The organism is Zeaxanthinibacter enoshimensis, from assembly GCF_004362865.1.
Taxonomy (GTDB): Bacteria; Bacteroidota; Bacteroidia; order Flavobacteriales; family Flavobacteriaceae; genus Zeaxanthinibacter; species Zeaxanthinibacter enoshimensis.
In genome coordinates, this window is the sequence record NZ_SNYI01000003.1 from 519195 (window position 1) to 535493 (window position 16299).

General features: G+C 45.5%; 18 protein-coding genes. 11 read left to right on the forward strand and 7 right to left on the reverse strand.

Annotated elements, in window-relative coordinates; genetic code table 11:
* Positions 1-13 precede the first annotated feature (13 nt).
* On the reverse strand, positions 14-544 hold the full coding sequence (locus CLV82_RS14005; RefSeq protein WP_133644968.1) for an ester cyclase: 531 nt from the start codon (positions 542-544) through the stop codon (positions 14-16).
* Between the two features lie 195 nt (positions 545-739).
* On the opposite strand from CLV82_RS14005, the gene CLV82_RS14010 reads away from it, so the two are divergent.
* Positions 740-2701 (forward strand): tetratricopeptide repeat-containing sensor histidine kinase, encoded by a 1962-nt coding sequence (locus CLV82_RS14010; RefSeq protein WP_133644969.1) that lies wholly within the window; start codon positions 740-742, stop codon positions 2699-2701.
* 2 nt (positions 2702-2703) lie between these two features.
* Complete coding sequence (locus CLV82_RS14015) at positions 2704-3438, forward strand: LytR/AlgR family response regulator transcription factor (protein ID WP_133644970.1); 735 nt, start codon at positions 2704-2706, stop codon at positions 3436-3438.
* Between the two features lie 14 nt (positions 3439-3452).
* Here CLV82_RS14015 and CLV82_RS14020 read toward each other — a convergent pair whose 3' ends face one another.
* Positions 3453-4064 carry an FMN-binding negative transcriptional regulator gene (locus CLV82_RS14020; protein ID WP_133644971.1) on the reverse strand — a complete coding sequence of 204 codons (612 nt, stop codon included), beginning with the start codon at positions 4062-4064 and terminating at the stop codon, positions 3453-3455.
* Between the two features lie 306 nt (positions 4065-4370).
* On the opposite strand from CLV82_RS14020, the gene CLV82_RS14025 reads away from it, so the two are divergent.
* The 5 genes from CLV82_RS14025 to CLV82_RS14045 all read left to right on the forward strand — a co-directional run bounded on the left by CLV82_RS14025 (position 4371) and on the right by CLV82_RS14045 (position 7592).
* A complete protein-coding gene (locus CLV82_RS14025; RefSeq protein WP_133644972.1) occupies positions 4371-5705 on the forward strand; it encodes a 2TM domain-containing protein in 1335 nt (444 codons plus the stop codon).
* Between the two features lie 118 nt (positions 5706-5823).
* The gene (locus CLV82_RS14030) at positions 5824-6105 is read left to right on the forward strand and encodes a 2TM domain-containing protein (protein WP_133644973.1); all 282 of its coding nucleotides are present in this window, start codon (positions 5824-5826) and stop codon (positions 6103-6105) included.
* Positions 6106-6174: 69 nt separating this feature from the next.
* Positions 6175-6477, forward strand: coding sequence for a 2TM domain-containing protein (locus tag CLV82_RS14035; protein ID WP_133644974.1), 303 nt, complete (start codon positions 6175-6177; stop codon positions 6475-6477).
* 20 nt (positions 6478-6497) lie between these two features.
* On the forward strand, positions 6498-6815 hold the full coding sequence (locus CLV82_RS14040) for a 2TM domain-containing protein (RefSeq protein WP_133644975.1): 318 nt from the start codon (positions 6498-6500) through the stop codon (positions 6813-6815).
* A 21-nt stretch (positions 6816-6836) separates the two neighbouring features.
* Positions 6837-7592 (forward strand): LytR/AlgR family response regulator transcription factor, encoded by a 756-nt coding sequence (locus CLV82_RS14045; protein WP_133644976.1) that lies wholly within the window; start codon positions 6837-6839, stop codon positions 7590-7592.
* Positions 7593-7685: 93 nt separating this feature from the next.
* Here CLV82_RS14045 and CLV82_RS14050 read toward each other — a convergent pair whose 3' ends face one another.
* A complete protein-coding gene (locus CLV82_RS14050) occupies positions 7686-8870 on the reverse strand; it encodes an LETM1-related biofilm-associated protein (protein WP_133644977.1) in 1185 nt (394 codons plus the stop codon).
* Between the two features lie 159 nt (positions 8871-9029).
* On the opposite strand from CLV82_RS14050, the gene CLV82_RS14055 reads away from it, so the two are divergent.
* The 3 genes from CLV82_RS14055 (at position 9030) to CLV82_RS14065 (ending at position 11910) form a co-directional block, all read left to right on the forward strand.
* Positions 9030-9716: a DUF4331 family protein gene (locus CLV82_RS14055; protein ID WP_133644978.1), complete on the forward strand. Its 687-nt coding sequence runs from the start codon at positions 9030-9032 to the stop codon at positions 9714-9716.
* A gap of 24 nt (positions 9717-9740) precedes the next feature.
* Positions 9741-10478: a DUF4331 family protein gene (locus CLV82_RS14060; RefSeq protein ID WP_133644979.1), complete on the forward strand. Its 738-nt coding sequence runs from the start codon at positions 9741-9743 to the stop codon at positions 10476-10478.
* A 151-nt stretch (positions 10479-10629) separates the two neighbouring features.
* Positions 10630-11910 (forward strand): tetratricopeptide repeat protein, encoded by a 1281-nt coding sequence (locus CLV82_RS14065; RefSeq protein ID WP_133644980.1) that lies wholly within the window; start codon positions 10630-10632, stop codon positions 11908-11910.
* Between the two features lie 437 nt (positions 11911-12347).
* Here the strand turns inward: CLV82_RS14065 and CLV82_RS14070 are convergent, their stop codons facing one another.
* Positions 12348-13136 carry a DUF547 domain-containing protein gene (locus CLV82_RS14070; protein WP_243744227.1) on the reverse strand — a complete coding sequence of 263 codons (789 nt, stop codon included), beginning with the start codon at positions 13134-13136 and terminating at the stop codon, positions 12348-12350.
* Positions 13137-13292: 156 nt separating this feature from the next.
* Between CLV82_RS14070 and CLV82_RS14075 the strand changes: the two genes are divergently transcribed.
* Positions 13293-14009: a TIGR04283 family arsenosugar biosynthesis glycosyltransferase gene (locus tag CLV82_RS14075; RefSeq protein ID WP_133644981.1), complete on the forward strand. Its 717-nt coding sequence runs from the start codon at positions 13293-13295 to the stop codon at positions 14007-14009.
* Positions 14010-14084: 75 nt separating this feature from the next.
* On the opposite strand, the gene CLV82_RS14080 is transcribed toward CLV82_RS14075, so the two are convergent.
* The 3 genes from CLV82_RS14080 to CLV82_RS14090 form a co-directional block, all read right to left on the reverse strand.
* A complete protein-coding gene (locus CLV82_RS14080; protein WP_133644982.1) occupies positions 14085-14888 on the reverse strand; it encodes an anti-sigma factor in 804 nt (267 codons plus the stop codon).
* On the reverse strand, positions 14879-15421 hold the full coding sequence (locus CLV82_RS14085) for an RNA polymerase sigma factor (protein ID WP_133644983.1): 543 nt from the start codon (positions 15419-15421) through the stop codon (positions 14879-14881). Before CLV82_RS14085 ends, CLV82_RS14080 begins: the two co-directional genes overlap by 10 nt.
* A gap of 72 nt (positions 15422-15493) precedes the next feature.
* Positions 15494-16075 (reverse strand): superoxide dismutase family protein, encoded by a 582-nt coding sequence (locus tag CLV82_RS14090; RefSeq protein WP_133644984.1) that lies wholly within the window; start codon positions 16073-16075, stop codon positions 15494-15496.
* Positions 16076-16299 lie beyond the last annotated feature (224 nt).

The window sequence follows — 16299 nt, forward strand, 5'->3', positions numbered from 1 at the left end:
TTATTATTGGTATTTATTCCAGCATTGGCGGGGTAAGGGTATACCCCAGTTGCTGCAGTAATTCTAATTCATTGTAATAGACCTGTTCTTCTGTCATTCTCCCATTAGGGTCAAATCGTATCCAGGAAATGCCGGATACATTGATCTTTTTGCCGGTCGCAGGTGTTTCCCCGAATACTCCGGTATTGGTTCCTTCTGCTTTCCATTCTACGATCCTGTCCCGGTCTTTGCCGGCCAGGCCGGTGATCTTTATTTCCAGGTCTGGAAAGCCTTTAAAAAAGACCTGCATATTAGACTGCAGTTCCCGCTGGGTTGAGCTCACCCTGATGCCATTCATACTTCTTTTAAAACCGGAACTGGTCAATTCTTTCAGGAGCAGTGTATCCTTAAGATTCCAGCTTTTTTCCACATAGGCCCTCAACGTATGTTGCACAATACTGTCCTGTGGCTGCTCACTTGCGAATTCATCGCGGTTATTTTCCCCTGAACCACAGCAATACAGGAAACAGCCCATCCAAATAGCTAATCCTCTGGCGATTTTCATTGTAAACGGTTATATGTATCGTTCTGAGCCTTCCCGCACCGCTAAGCAATAACATTCATAACTCTGCTTAAAGATGCATTGGACGAACCGTATCTAATTATGTCCGAAGCATTTAAAAAACTTATCGGGGCCGGAGGAATCAAGATATTTTGTATCTTACTTATCCTCATTTCCCCCGGTGAGCAATCAACCGAAATGAGAACACTTACTGTAAATCGTTGTATCCTGTTATTCCTGGGCCTTATAATCGGTATTCAGGGAATGGCTCAGCTTGTAGATCCGGACCGGAAACCGGTATACCAAAGAGTGTTCACCGAAACGGATAATTTTGGTCCTTCTTACCTTGAAAGCCTTGAAGCTGCGCTGTCTGCGCCGATCACCGACTCTGTCCGTACCCTTATCCTTTACGACCTCGCTTATTACTGGCACAGCAGGAACCTGAAGAAGGCTTTGCAATTTTCAGAATTGGGAATCAGCCGTTCCATCCGGCAAAAGGATACGGTATGGAAAGCTAAATTCCAGGGGGTAATGGCTGCTGTTCTTCTCAGGATGGAAGCCCTGGACGAGGCTATGATCATATTGAGAGAAGCAGCCCAGGTGTTACCAGAGTCCGAAAAACCATTCCTCTATACCCAGATGGGCTACGTCTACGAGCGAAAAGGTAAGTTAGACCTGGCGACGGATTACGCTTTAAAAACTCTTGAACTGGGAAATCAGCTAGGGGATGAACGCGCTATGGCAGTCGCCTACAGCGATCTCAGCAATATTTTTTGGAAACAACAGAAATATGAACAGGCACTCCGGTACGGGCTGGAATCGGTCAGCCTGTTTGAATCCAGGGGACTGCAGGACCTCGATTACGATTTTACCCTGTACGTGGTCGGTAATAGTTATCTGGCGCTTGGTGACCGCGAACAGGCACGCAATTATTACGAGCATGCCATAGCCATCGGGGAACGATACGGGTTCTTTAACAACCTGAGTGATGTATATATTTCCATGGTCGATCTCTATTCCCTCTCCAATAATTACGAGCAAGCTGAGCTCTCAGGTGTAAAGGCGCTGGAATATGCCAACCTGCTAGACAACAATTTTATGGTGATGCGCTGCTACCTCGCAATAGGGAAGATGCAGAATTTACAGGGAAAATATATTTCCGCCATAGAAAGCCTGGAAAAATGCATACAGGTAGCCACCATAGACTTTCACGATTCTTACTACCTCTCCCACGCTTATGAGGCTCTCGGGAGGTCTTATGCGGGTAATCACCAGTACCAGGAAGCCTATGCTGCACTGGAGATGTATGACAAGTACAAGAACGAAGTATTCACGGCCGAAGCGGATAACAGGACCTCTGTGCTGCAAACTGAATATAAACTTGCCGAGAAAGAGTCGACCATCCAGGAACAACAATACAGGTTGCAGAGGCAACAGGCACGCCAGACCCTGATCATCATCGTGGCAATACTGTTGTTTTTATTCCTGTTGTTACTTTACAAATCGGTCAAGAGCAACAGCCGGAAAAATCGCTTACTGCAGCAACAGAACCGGGAAAAGGAATTTTTACTCAAGGAAATCCATCACCGGGTCAAAAATAACCTCGAGATCATCTCCAGTCTTCTTTCCCTGCAATCGGCCAAAATAAACGATCCTAAGATCGCTGAAGCTATGGATAAAAGTCAGCAACGGGTGCACAGCATGAGTCTGATCCATCAAAAACTTTATAAAGGGAAAAGTCTTTCCTCCATAGAAATGAAAGAGTATTTTGAAAACCTGGGCGAGCATATTGTGAACACCCACGGGGCAGATGGCAGGGTGCGTGTCATGTGCAAGATGGAACCACATGAACTTCATATAGACCTGGCAATCCCTATAGGTCTGATCGTTAATGAATTACTGACAAACTCATTAAAATATGCATTTCCGGGTAACAGGCCCGGAATCATAGTGATATCCCTGCAACAGATAGAAGGAATCGTCTACCTGGAGATTTCTGATAACGGAATAGGTAAAAGCACCCATACCCCGAATACAGGAACGGGATTTGGTACCCAGCTGATCGAGTTACTCACCCGGCAACTGGATGGAAAAATGCGGCTTAACCAAAGGCCGGGAACCTCATTTACATTCGAATTCAACCCACCAAAAGCAGCTTAATCATGAAAGAAACAACACGAGTACTGATCGTAGAAGATGATATGATCATCGCTGCCAATATCTCCCTACAACTCAGCCGGCTTGGTTACGAGATCACCGGGATAGAATCCAGGGGGGAAGAGGCGGTACTGCATGCCAGGCGCAATGCCCCGGATATCATCCTGATGGATATCCATCTGAAAGGGGAGTTGGACGGTATAGAAACGGCCCTACTGATTCAGGAAGAGCAGGACATTCCCATTATCTATCTCACCGCGAATAATGACGAAGTGACTTTTAACCGGGCTCGTATTACCCATCCCCATGCTTTCGTATCCAAGCCTTTCGGAAAGCTGAATTTAGAAAGGACGGTGGCGCTCGTGACCGAGCAGATAAAAGGCCGGACAATTCCGGAAAACGTTGTTCCGAGCGGGCTACGTTTCCTTGAAGACAGGATATTTATTCGGCATCACGGGAGAATGGTCAAGTTAATGTTACAGGATATACTGTATATCGAGGCAGAAAGGAATTACTGCAACATTGTAACAGATAACGGGCGTTTCCTTGTTGTGAGTACCCTGAAAACCCTGGAGAAGGAATTACCCTCCTCCCATTTTCTCAGGGTTCATCGCTCTTATGTGGTAAATATCTCCAAACTGGATGTGCTGGCTGAAGGACACCTGGAGATCTCGCGGAAAGTTATTCCCGTAAGCAGGTCGCACCGGGAATCCCTGGTCGGCAGGTTACACACCATTTAACCCAGTATCGCATTTTATTCGGAATGCTTCCGGATCAGGTCCGCCATAGCACAATGTGCAGCGGTTCCACGATTTTCCAGTTCACTGGTGATACTGGGATGATCTTCTTTTCTTGTCTGGGAAAGTTTATAGGCAGCCTGGATATCTTCTATGGCTACTTTAAATCCGACAATACCTTTTATTTGTTTCATAGTTCGGGCAGACAGGTCGCTCATGACGACCGGGTTGGCAGAATCCTGTTCGTATTTGTCGATCAACCTCTCAAGGCTGTGCAGCAGCTCCTCTTCAGTAAGCTGGAATATACGCCCATATACATGAACCGCGATATAGTTCCAGGTGGGGACTTCTTCCTCTTTGTACCAGGATGATGAAATGTAGGAGTGGGGACCGTTGAAGATACAAAGCACCTTTTTCTCTTCTGAAAACGATTTCCACTGGGGGTTGGCTTTGGCAACATGGCCTACCAGCCAATCCTTACCTTGTGGATCTGTAAAGAGTTCCAGGGGAAGGTGTGTGGCCCAGGGCTTATCATAAACCTGGTTGACGAGAATCCCGAAAGCATTCTCCCGGAGGAATTGCCTGACCTCATCCAGGTTTTCGTTTTTGTAGTGAGCGGGTATATACATTACCGGATCTGAAAGCTAGAGTTACTGCTGAACAAAGCTAAAGCATAATATTCAATAATCTGCGGGCAAGGACAGGACTATGTGAATCCTGGGTTCCCCAGGGCAAAATTTAATTTCCTGCCGCAATTCATCTTCAAAATGTGACAACTGGGCAAGAAGTTCTTTTAGTTGTAAATCCCTGGTACCATCTTTACCGGAAAAATGAGATCCAAGAGCAATAACTCGTGCCGGAAACTGGAAAGCTGCTTTTTGCTACCTTTAATCTCTGGCGGTATGGATGCTCAATCGATCTCACAATAACGATATATGGATTCTATTGGTAAAATCTTCAGAGCGGGCCTGTTGATAGGTTTCCTGATCACCCTGGTCTTCATGGGGATCGAGTTGATCATGGGCAGGGCCATTGAGCTCAATGACAGCTTCTGGACCGGGGTTGGTTATAATTTCCTCTACTCGGTGGTATTGACATTTATTAATGCTTCTTTCTTTAATTACCTGAATCATAAGGTCAAATGGGGCAAATACAAACGGTTCCGCCTGTGGATAGGAATATTGGGGAGTATACTGCTGACCATGGGGGGTATTTTCATGATAAGGGTTGCGGTAGAAATGACTATGGGTGGAGAGACCTGGAGCGAGTTCGTCGCTACGGAGAAAAGAATACATTACGTCATAGCCCTGATCATTACCCTGGTTGCTTCCATGATCTTTCATACCTTCTATTTCTATAAGCACTGGCAGGAAAGTAAAGTAAAGGAACAACAGATCATCGCCGGTACGGCATCGGCCAAATTTGATGCCCTGAAAAATCAACTGGATCCGCATTTTCTTTTCAATAGTCTTAATGTGCTCACCAGCCTGATCGAGGAAGATCCGAAACAGGCCCAGAATTTCACCACTTCACTATCAAAGGTTTACCGCTATATACTTGAACAAAAACATAAGGATGTCGTCAGCCTGAGTGAAGAGTTGCAGTTTGCGAAGACGTATGTATCCCTGCTCAAAATGAGATTCGAAGACAGTATTGTTTTTGAGATGCCCGAGGAGGTAAAGAACCCCGATGCAAAACTGGTTCCCCTCTCCCTGCAACTCCTGTTGGAGAACGCTGTTAAGCACAACGTCGTTACGGCTTCGAGGCCGTTGCTGATCAGGGTATATGAAGAGGATGGGGTGCTGGTCATTGCCAACAACCTGCAGCCTAAACAGGTAATCAAGAAAAGCAGTGGAGTGGGGCTTCGTAACATCCGTCAGCGATACGAGATCCTGAGTTCCCGGAAAATGGAGATCCGGCAGACCGCTGATAGTTTTGAAGTGAGGCTGCCATTGCTTACCCGGAAAGTCACCGATGCGGTGTCTCAGGAGACCTATATAGAAAGCAAAAGATATCTGAAGGCCAAGGAACGGGTAGAGGCGATAAAGGGCTTCTACGGTAATCTTACGGCGTATTGCCTGGTGATACCTTTTCTTGTCTTTATCAATTATAAAACCACTACCGATATTCCCTGGTCCCTGTTTTCTGCCGTAGGATGGGGGATAGGACTGGTATTCCATGCCTCAGAAGCTTTCGGCCGGGGCCTGGTATTAGGTAAGAAGTGGGAGGAGCGAAAGATACAGGAGTTCATACAGAAAGATAAATCCTGACGGAAGATATGCTTTAGTAGAATACAGTTCATCTTGCAGAATTGACAATTGGGTCTCCTTCTTTATGGGGATTGTCTAAAAGAGCAGAAATTTACATCACTAATCAAAAATAATGAGCATGAAAAATCAAGATCAGGATGTACGGTACCAAAGGGCGACCAGGCGAGTAAAGGATATCAAGGACTTTTATGCCAGCCTGCTGGCCTACTGCATCGTAATTCCCTTACTGGCCTATATCAATTGGAGAACCACCAGTATTACCTGGGCAATCTTTCCTGCAATAGGATGGGGTATAGGGTTGATTTTCCAGGGAATGAATGCCTTTAATTTTCATCCCATCCTCGGCAGGGAATGGGAGGAGAGGAAAATGCGCGAATTCATGGAGAACGATGCATTGTAAAAATCATTAAATATTGAATTATAATATTTTATAATAAACAGCTTCAACTAAAACTTTAAAAATAATATCATGGAAGATTTTAATAAAGAGAACAAATACCTGCGCGCAAAGGAGCGGGTAGAGCACCTGCGAAAGTTCTATAATAATCTCACCTCGTACATCCTGGTGATCTCCTTCCTGGCGATTATCAACTACTGGAGTAACGAATGGAGGTATATGTGGTTTCTCTGGGCAGCGTTCGGCTGGGGAATAGGAGTTATATTTCATGCCATCGGTGTGTTCCACCTGAATCCCTTTTTCGGGCCCGGCTGGGAGGAACGTAAGATCAGGGAATTCATGGAAAAGGATCGGCAGGAAGGCCGGTGGGAGTAAACTTTATAAAATATAACAGCATGGAACACAAGAATCACGAAAAGTATCTTAAAGCAAAGAAGAAGGTCGATGAATTAAAAGGCTTCTATATCCACCTTTTGGTTTACCTCGGGGTTAATATTTTTATCCTGGCCAATATCTACCTGGAAGTGCGGGATTCAGATCAGAGCTTCTGGCAGGCAGGACATTTCTTTACCCTGTTCTTCTGGGGAATTGGTATTCTATTCCACGCGGCTTACACCTTTGAGTTCAACCCTTTTTTCGGAAAGGACTGGGAGGAGAAAAAGATCAGTAAATTCATGGAAGAGGATAAAGAAGAATCAAAGAAATATCAGTAAACCAACCGCTTAACACCAATCATGAACGTAATTATTATTGAAGATGAGAAGCCCGCAGCACGAAGACTCTCCCGCATGCTGGGGGATCTTGACCTGGAAGCTTCGGCTATGCTGCACTCCGTTGAAGAAGCGGTCAACTGGTTCAACTCAAATCCACATCCCGACCTGATATTCCTGGATATACAATTGTCTGATGGCTTGTGCTTCGAGATATTTGACCTGGTCACTGTTAAGAGTGCCATCATCTTTACGACAGCTTATGACGAATATGCCTTGCAGGCTTTTAAACTGAACAGCATTGACTACCTCCTTAAGCCGATCGACGAGGAGGAATTGAAGAAGGCTGTCATGAAATACGAGGAGATGCGGCCCGGTACGGGGCAGCTTGCTGTGCACTTCGAGGATATCAGGAAACTGTTGGTCAACCCGTTGGAAAGAGAATATAAAAAACGTTTCGTGGCCAGGGTTGGGCAACACCTGAAGATCCTGAACGCAGATGAGATCGAATGTTTTTACAGTGAAAACAAGGGTACCTATGCGGCGACTATTGAGGGCAGGAATTATCTGCTGGACACTACCCTTGAGTTACTGGAAAAAGAACTGGAGCCCGAAACTTTTTTCAGGGTCAGCAGGAAGTTCTATGTCAATGTAAAACATATACAGGACATCATTTCTTACACCAATTCGCGACTTCAGATCAAGTTAAATCGTTTCAAGGAACAAGATGTGATCGTCAGCAGGGAGCGGGTTAAAGACTTTAAGCTTTGGTTGGAATAGAATTATTTAAATGTCTGATTTAAAATTAGATAAATTAATCAATAACTGAGTATAAATATTTCTTATAGTGGCTTTTTAGCCACTTTTTTCTTTTTAATCGACCCGGTTTTCGTCAAAAGCTGACGGGAGCAACTTCGGGATAAGTTTTATAAAGATAGGAAGCAGGACAGCGCCACCTGGTAAGATAAAAATGGCGAGGGAAGGAATGCTTTTGAAGATATCGATAAGCTGGTTCTGAACTTTCTTTTTTTCTTCAGGGCTCAGGTCTTTTACCGTGGATTTGGATAAGAGGTATACCAGTTCCTTGCTCTCCGAAAGTTCCTTCTGCAGCCGCTTGCTGTTTCTCAGGATGAGTTTGTTCACCACCTTGGACATGCTGTCGTAGAATTGTCCTGCCAGGTGCTGGTCTTTGAGTTGCGGAATTTTGGAAAGGTGCTGGTTAAAAAACCGGGTTACATCCACCAGGGATTTTACGATCTGCTCTTCTTCCATGCCCAGGTCCCTTCCTGCCTTGTAGATGAATTCGGACTCAATATATTCCAGGGTATGGTCTTCCCAGACCGTGAGGCAGGCCACATCCAGAAAATACTGGTTCTCTTCCGGGTGAAACTGGGCCACCAGTTTTTCCCGGTAAGATGCGTCGTATTGTTCCTGGTCACTTTCTATAAAGGAGAGGGAGGTGGCAAAGAGCTGTTCCAGTTTCTTGTTCTTCCTCTTCTTCTCCTTCGCGGTAAAGGCGTGGTAAGTGAGATTGATGGTGATATATTCCAGGTCCTGGGCGTGTTGCCTGATATCCGTGGCATTTTCCAGGTAGCGCCTAAAGGTTAGCACGTCAATGACCAGCAGCGAATTGGTAATGACCCGGTTAAAGGTCTTACTGATGACATTATCTTCCAGGTAAACCCTGGAATCGATTAGTTTCTCGAGCTGGGAAGAGGTCTTTTTACCTGTCAGTATTTTATTCAGGAAAGAGATGCTCGCAACATCCAGCTTCTGGTAAAAATTAAATATACAATCCAGGAAAGCATTGAAGGATTCATCCGGGTTCTTAAAACGATAGGTGAAATATAAAGCAGTCAGCAGGTTTATTTTAGCTTTCTCATCCTCGGACAACTTGTGTTCGGGTTTGATAAAATCCGGGATCCCGATATTGAAACCATAGATAAACCCTGTCCTCTTCAGTTTTTCATAAAGCGCAGGGAAATCCGGGTAGCCGGGTGGGCGCTCTTTAACAAGGTGCCCGAATTTATCGATCCAGCCTGTTGCTGAAGGATTCATACCATTGAATATTACGATCCAAAGAAACGCAATATTTGATTACCCTCACTTTATTCGGCAGATTCAGTTAACAAGAATTTAACATTTAAAAGGAAACCCCCCGATAAAAGGTGCGTAGGTAAGGGTGTTACTAATCCTTAAATTCTAAAAAAACATAACATGAAAAAATCAAAACTTTTACTGGGTATGGCTGCACTGGCAGTGACAGGAGTTGTCCTGGTGGCCGCAGACCATTTAGACGCACCAAGCAGCGGGGGAACCACTGCTGATATTGCGGACTTCTTTGCTTTTGAACCTGAGACAGGTTCTGCCAATACCACTTTCGTGGTAGACTTGCAATCCAATGTACTGCCAGATCTTGCTTACGGCACTTTTGATGAAGATATCCTCACGGAGATCAATATTGATACCGATGGAGACCTGGTCGAGGATCTCGTCATACAAGCTATCCCAAGGGACGGGCGTATGTATTTCTTTTACGGAGAGGCAGCCGACCTGGGATTAAACAGTCAAGTGCTGGTAAATGCTCCCCTGGGAGATGTCGCTATCTCTGCAGAAACAGCTACAGTGGAAACCACCGATAGCGGAGCCCGCATCTTCGCAGGGCCGAGGCAGGATCCTTTCTTCTTCGATTTCTTCCAGTTTAACGCTGTGATCAATCCTGACCCGGAGTCCGCTCCCCTTGGATTTCTGCCACCATCAGAAGCAGAGAACACTTTTGCAGGTGCCAACACCATGTCTATAGTCGTAGAAATGCCTAATGCAATGTTAGGAACCACCACAGCGCTAAATGCCTTTAATATCCCTGTATATAATACATGGGTGACTACCAACAGAAAACAATAATAACCTTAGAAAAAATATAATAAAATGAGACTTTATAATTTAAAATATATCTTTTTATCAGGTATGCTCCTCTTCGCAGTGGCATCCTGTAACAACGACGATAACGGAATGGATCCGGAGCAGATAGCTATGCCTACCTGTGATGACGGGATCATGAACGGTGATGAAACCGGGGTAGACTGTGGGGGCACCTGTGCACCTTGTGATGACGGGGAGGCTATGGCACCCGATTTTAGCGGCACTTACGCCCAGGTAGACCATATGGGGCGCCCGGGGATCAATACGGTATTAAGTGCTGATATGGAAGGAATGCCAAGTGTTAAGGATGCATTCAACGTTACAGTACCATCACAGATGGTCGCCGAATTCCAGGCTGGATTTGAAGCCCGCTTAGAGCAATACCACGATGTATATGCTATCAAACTGGGACTGGACCCCGCTGATGTGAATTACCAGAATAACATCCTGAACCTGGATGCCACCACGCTGACTACTGTTCTTGCTGCAGATGTTTTACAGGTAGCACCGGATGAAGTAACTACCTATTACAATGGGACTGTGGGCCTTACCGGCCGTGCGCTAACGGATGATGTCATTGATATCTCCCTGATCCTGTTGTTCGGAGGAGAAACCGGTGACCGCTTCAGTGGACAGGATACCGATAACGACGGCATGGCCGATCTTCCAAGACTGACCTCTGATGGCGTAAGCTTAACCGCTACCATAGATGCTGAGTTCCCTTACGTGAGTAACCCTCAATAATAAAATGCTGTTCCCGGGTCCTGAAGACCCGGGGACTCATTTTTCAATCCCATGACTGGTGGGAAAGAATTGCTAGTTGAAGAAAGTAAGTCGGGGCCTGTTACCACGGCCCCGCACTTATTCTGTCATTAACTATTAAAAAACAACAACAATGAAAAATTTATTACTATCCGCAATGGTATTATTCCTGCTGGCTTCGTGTACCTCGGAGCAGAAGGAGACCATAACAAACCCTGCAGACTACGAATCCTTTTTAGGATCTGCGCCTGCTCCTACAACTTCCAAGTATTTTGAACTCTGGAATTCCAAAATAAAACCGGACAGCTTACAGCTGATGAGCTTCGGGATCGTTGCCCAACAGTACGATAAGTACTTTAAAGAAACCGGGGATATCACCTATCTCAAGAAAGCCGAACAAGCATTGGAAAAAGCCGTGGAAATTGCTCATGTGGGCAGATCCGGATATTACCGTGCCCTGGCCAGGAATTACATTTCACAACACCGTTTTAAAGAAGCGCTGCAGCTGGCCGGGAAAGCAAGGGCAGAAGGCAGTGGGGTAAGGGAATCCCAATCATTACTTTTTGACATCCACATGGAGCTGGGGAACTATGAGCGTGCTGAGGTCTACCTGGACAGTATAAAGAATATGTCAGATTACGGGTATCTCATCCGCCTGGCAAAATGGAACGATTATAAAGGCGACCTGGACACCACCATCCGGTTGATGGAACAGGCTGCTGCCAAAGCAGAAGATGCTAAAAATGTTTCCCTGATGGAATGGTCCTATACCAACCTGGCCGATTATTACGGGCATGCGGGACGAATTTCAGATTCCTATACTTATTACCTGAAATCCCTGAACCTGAACCCCGGTAGCAGTTATGCCAAGAAGGGAATTGCCTGGATCGTTTTCTCCTATGAAAAGGATGCTGAGGAAGCCATGAGGATACTGGACTCGGTGACCAGGACTCACCAGTCCCCGGATTACTTCCTGCTTAAATCTGAAATTGCCAACTACATGGATGACCGGCAGAAACAATTAAAAAACCTGGAGAAATATATGAGCCTTGTCCGGAATGATGCTTACGGCGAGATGTACAATGCTTATAACATTAAACTGTACCTTGACGAAACCGACGAAATTGCCGAGGCTCTGGATATAGCCAGGCGGGAAGTCAACAACCGGCCTACTCCTGAAACCTATGGGTTATTAGCCTATGCCCACCTGAAAGCCGGTGAAGAAAAGATTGCGAGGCGGATAGTGGAAGACCACGTTAAAGGGAAGACCTTTGAACCGGGTATCTTATTGCAGACCGCAGCGATATATAAAGCTAACGGACAGGAAGAAGAGGTCAGAACATTGAAAGAGGAGCTTTTAGAGGCAACCTATGAATTAGGCCCTGTAACGGAACAGGAGATCCGGAGGCTTTAGCATAAAAGGCTTGCCCTCAGGGGGCTGCCTGACAATTGAGGTTTGTTGTTTTTTTGGTTGGCGCCGGAACAGGGATGTTCCGGCGCTTTCAGTTCATCGAGTATTTAACCTTTTTTTAGGCTTTCATAGATGAAATGCCTAATTTTTACGTTTAAATACATAGTGGGACTATGTGATTCTTGCCTTTAAAAGCGGGTCTATTGTCCTAATGTTCTGATTTATAAAGAAGTAACCCCCAAGTCAACGTGTATGGCGTATTTATTATTTTTTATCTGGACGGCCGCAATGGGTTTTGTGATCTACAAGATCTGGGCGGCACACAAAGCATTACAAAATTCTCTTAAAAAACATGAGCCTATAGCCTGATTTTACTTAACCCCTGATCGATCTTCAACAATATAGCCTGCGGCAGCACCTTTCCGCGGGCTAAAAATGTATCAGATATCGATGAAATTATCGAGATCCAGGGTCCAGTCGTAATTTTTATAACTAAGATCAACTCCTTTGCTTGTGGGTATGATCCCGTAGTCTACGAGGATCTCTTTGACTCCTTTTTTACAGTTGAAATCCCCCCTGAACCAATTAAAGAGTGAAGTGACCCTGGCGGTTTTGGTTTCCGGCTGGTATTCCGTAGTTCTCTCCAGGTAGCGTGCTGTACTTTTATCCAGCTGTGCTTCCAGCCTTTCCGGCTCGTAGATAGCTACCGGGGGACAATCCCTGGCCCCGCAATTCAGTGCAAAATGGATGCGGAAATCCCGCTCTTCTACCCGCAGCTTTCTTTCAAATTTACCGGGAAACCATTTCCGGATATATCCCAACCCGTATTCCCACTGGGACTTCCGGATGATACCGTGCTCAATTTTTGCAAATGAGATCTTTCTCCCCGCGATGGGAATCTGATCGGCAGCGAAAAAGCTTCCCCTGTCCTCGTAGCGTTCCGGATTCTCAGAGAGGATCACCTGGATATATCCATTGTAGATATTGATCCAGAAAGCCAGTTTTTCCGCATCTGTACTTAAACCCTTTTCGAGGGCCTCCAGGCTTGTATTCTCTAACGCTTCCCGGATTTCCCCGGTGTCCTGCCCGGCTTTAATCCGTTTTAGAAAGGTCTCTGAGAGCTGGTTGAAATCAACCTCTTTCTGTACGGGGGGTAGAGGGGGGGATGGATTCATGAGCATTACGATTACTGTCAGGAATACCGAATATTTTACAAGATCAAGGTTCATAGCTATTCACTTTTATGGTATATTAAGGCAGGCTTAAACGGTCATACACATACTTGGTCGTGAAGTAATGCTTATAGTTACTTTATGTTTTAAAAATACGTGTAAATCTCCGGCCTTCGCTCTGGATAACCAAAATACTCTCTTTCCTGCACCTCGATGATCAGTATAATAATTCCCGCTCATAACGAAACTGCGAACCTGGATGAACTTTTGCCATGCCTGGACCGTTTAAATAATTCTACCGGGTTGATGGAGGTCGTTGTAGCCTTATCGGCCACATCTGCCGGGTACGAGACAAGGGATCAGCTGGAAAGTAATTTCAGTGTCATCCGCTGTTCTGCCAACGGCAGGGCCCTGCAGATGAATGAAGGTGCGGAGGTAGCGAAGGGAGAAATCCTCGCTTTCATGCATGCCGATGTGCGTCCCCCGTCAGATTTCCTCGTCAATATCCGGGATGCCATGGATAATGGATACGATGCGGGTTTCTTTTCCTACCGATTTGATTCAAATAGCCCACTGCTAAGGGTGAATGCCAGTTTTACAGGGAAAGACGGGTTTTTTACCGGGGGTGGGGATCAGTGTCTCTTTATCCTGAAAGCTTGTTTCCAGGCGCTTGGCAAATTTGATTCCCGGCAGGTACTGATGGAGGATTTTGAATTTTTTGAACGAATGAAGAAGAATCGGGTCTCTTATACCATAATTAAGAATGACCTCCTGGTGTCTGCGCGTAAATACGAGCTGAACTCATACCTGAGGATCAACCTGACCAATCTTCTACTGGTCGTCATGTTCCGTATGGGAGCCCCCGCCAGGAGGTTGAAAGGGATACATGATTTTATGCTCAAAACGGAATACCAGAAACCATTAGGCTGATCAGGAAAAATGACCCTTGGGCGTCCCATGCAAAATTAAAGGAACGCCTCAAAGCCCGAGTAAGTCGGTAAAAGATCAGGATGTGGCTACTGCTCCCAGGGTATACAATTGTTCCAGGGTTGGGGATTCACTTCCTCCCGCGGGTTCCAGTGTAATACCGAAGGCTTCTGTCTCGTTGGCGTTTGGCAGCACAAAAACCTTGTTGTCATCTGTGGCAAACGACTCCAGCAAACCAATGCTGGTCGGCGTAAGAGGCGACAGCTTTAAGGACCACACCTGGTAAACCATCCCCGGAGGGGGTTCAGGTAATCCCTGTGCATCTATATAGACCTCCTGTGTATCTTTTTTCCAGTAAGCCCGGGCATATGCGTCAGGTGCAACTTGCTGCCCGCTCAGGGGCACGATAGTGACATCCTTATCCCGTAACTGGTTAAACAGTTCTCGGGTTTGAACGAGGGAGTTACGGGCCGCCTCGATCTGGCTTTCCAGTTGCTGGACTTCATTCACCCTGGTCTGCATATCTGTGCGGAGCTCCTGGTTTTGATTATATACCCACCAAAGGCCTGCAAGCAGTACAAGAGCTGCGGCCCACCCGGTATAGGCAAACCAATTGGTGCGCGGTTTCTCCATTTTAATTACCGGCTTGTTTTCCCGTTCATCCATGGTTGCCCATAGTTGTTCTATTCTACTTTTTTCGGTAATGCCGGGAGAAGCTGCTTTGCTCAGTGCCAGTACACCGGCTTCTATTGCCCTGATTTCTTTTTCAATTTCAGGGTGAGATTTGGCGTATTCGGACACCTCCCTGTTCTCAGCCTCTGTAAGAAGGCCGGCAACATAGAGCTCCAGTATTCCGGACGAAATGTATTTTTCTATATCCATTCCAAATCAATATTATCTCTCAGTTTAGAGATGCAGTTCCTGTTCCTTGTTTTAACAGTCCCTAAGGGTATTTTCAGTTCTTCAGAGGCATCTTTCTGGGTGAAACCTTTAAAATATAACAACTCCAGGAGTTCGATACATTTTTCTTTAAGTCCGTTGACAAGTTTCTTCAAACCTTTTGTGTCCGGGGTTTCAGTATCCTCGGAATCTGCCCTTTCCAAAATACCTACGAAGTAATCGGCGGAAAGGTTCTTTTTTAAGTTCTTATAGTTCCTGGAACGCAGTTCATCGATCGCAGTATTGCGAGCTATATTAAGGATCCAGGTAAAGAACCTGCCCTTAGAAGAGTTGTAACTCGCAGCATTGTTCCAGATCTTTATGAAGACATCCTGTGCCAGTTCCTCTGCGAGTTCCCTGTCACGGACGATGGTGTGGATCACACCGTGTATATTGACGTGGTACATTTCGTACAGCTTCTCAAAAGCCCTGCGATCCTTTTCCTGGAATCGCTGTACCAGCAGATCTAATTCCATTAGCAAATTTTCATTAAATATATAAAAAAAGCTGCCTGTATGGCAGCTTTAATACTATTGTGATCTGTGTTTTTACTGGATGATCCCGGTACAACTTACCCGGGCACCGGCAGCACCACTTGGCTGAGAAGTAAAGTCATCAGCTCCCTGGTGTACGATAACGGCTTTGCCCATCAGGTTCTTGGTTTCATCCTCGCAACCCAGGCACCACATATCTGTAGAGAACTCTACCGTGGCATTACCTTCAGCATCGGCGGTGAAATTACCTATATCACCACGGTGAAACCCTTCTTCAGCTCCCCATTTACCATGTGGTTCTGCGGTCGGGTTCCAATGTCCCCCGGCAGATGTACCGTCTGCTGCAGAACAATCTGCATTTTCATGGATGTGAATAGCATGTTCCCCCTCCGACAGCCCGCTCAGGTTTGCGGTCATCATAACCTTCCCGTCTTCTTCCCGGAAAGTGACATCTCCTTTTACATCACTGTCACTTTTTGCCTCCATGGTAAACTTCACCACTTTAACTTCTTTGATTACTTTTTCTTTTTTCATTTCCATATCATCCGCAGACGCATCATTCTCTTTTTTAGCGTCTTTACATTGATAGGTCAAAAACAGGAATAATCCTGCTATCAGTACTCTTAGTGTCTTCATTTTTTCAGGTTTTGTTAGAAATTTAAAGTTAAACAATTTAAGAAGCGTTGTCAAACAAACCGCTAATTGTTTTATGGCATTCCGGGTGATCTGCCTGTATGGGAATTCAAGCCCAAAACCCGGTTGATTATTTAGTACAAAGCACTACGAGTTTGAAATTGGCGAGCGATAATGATTCTTGGTAATAAAGGTGTTTTCAAAAAAAAGCATGTTAAATTGAAAAA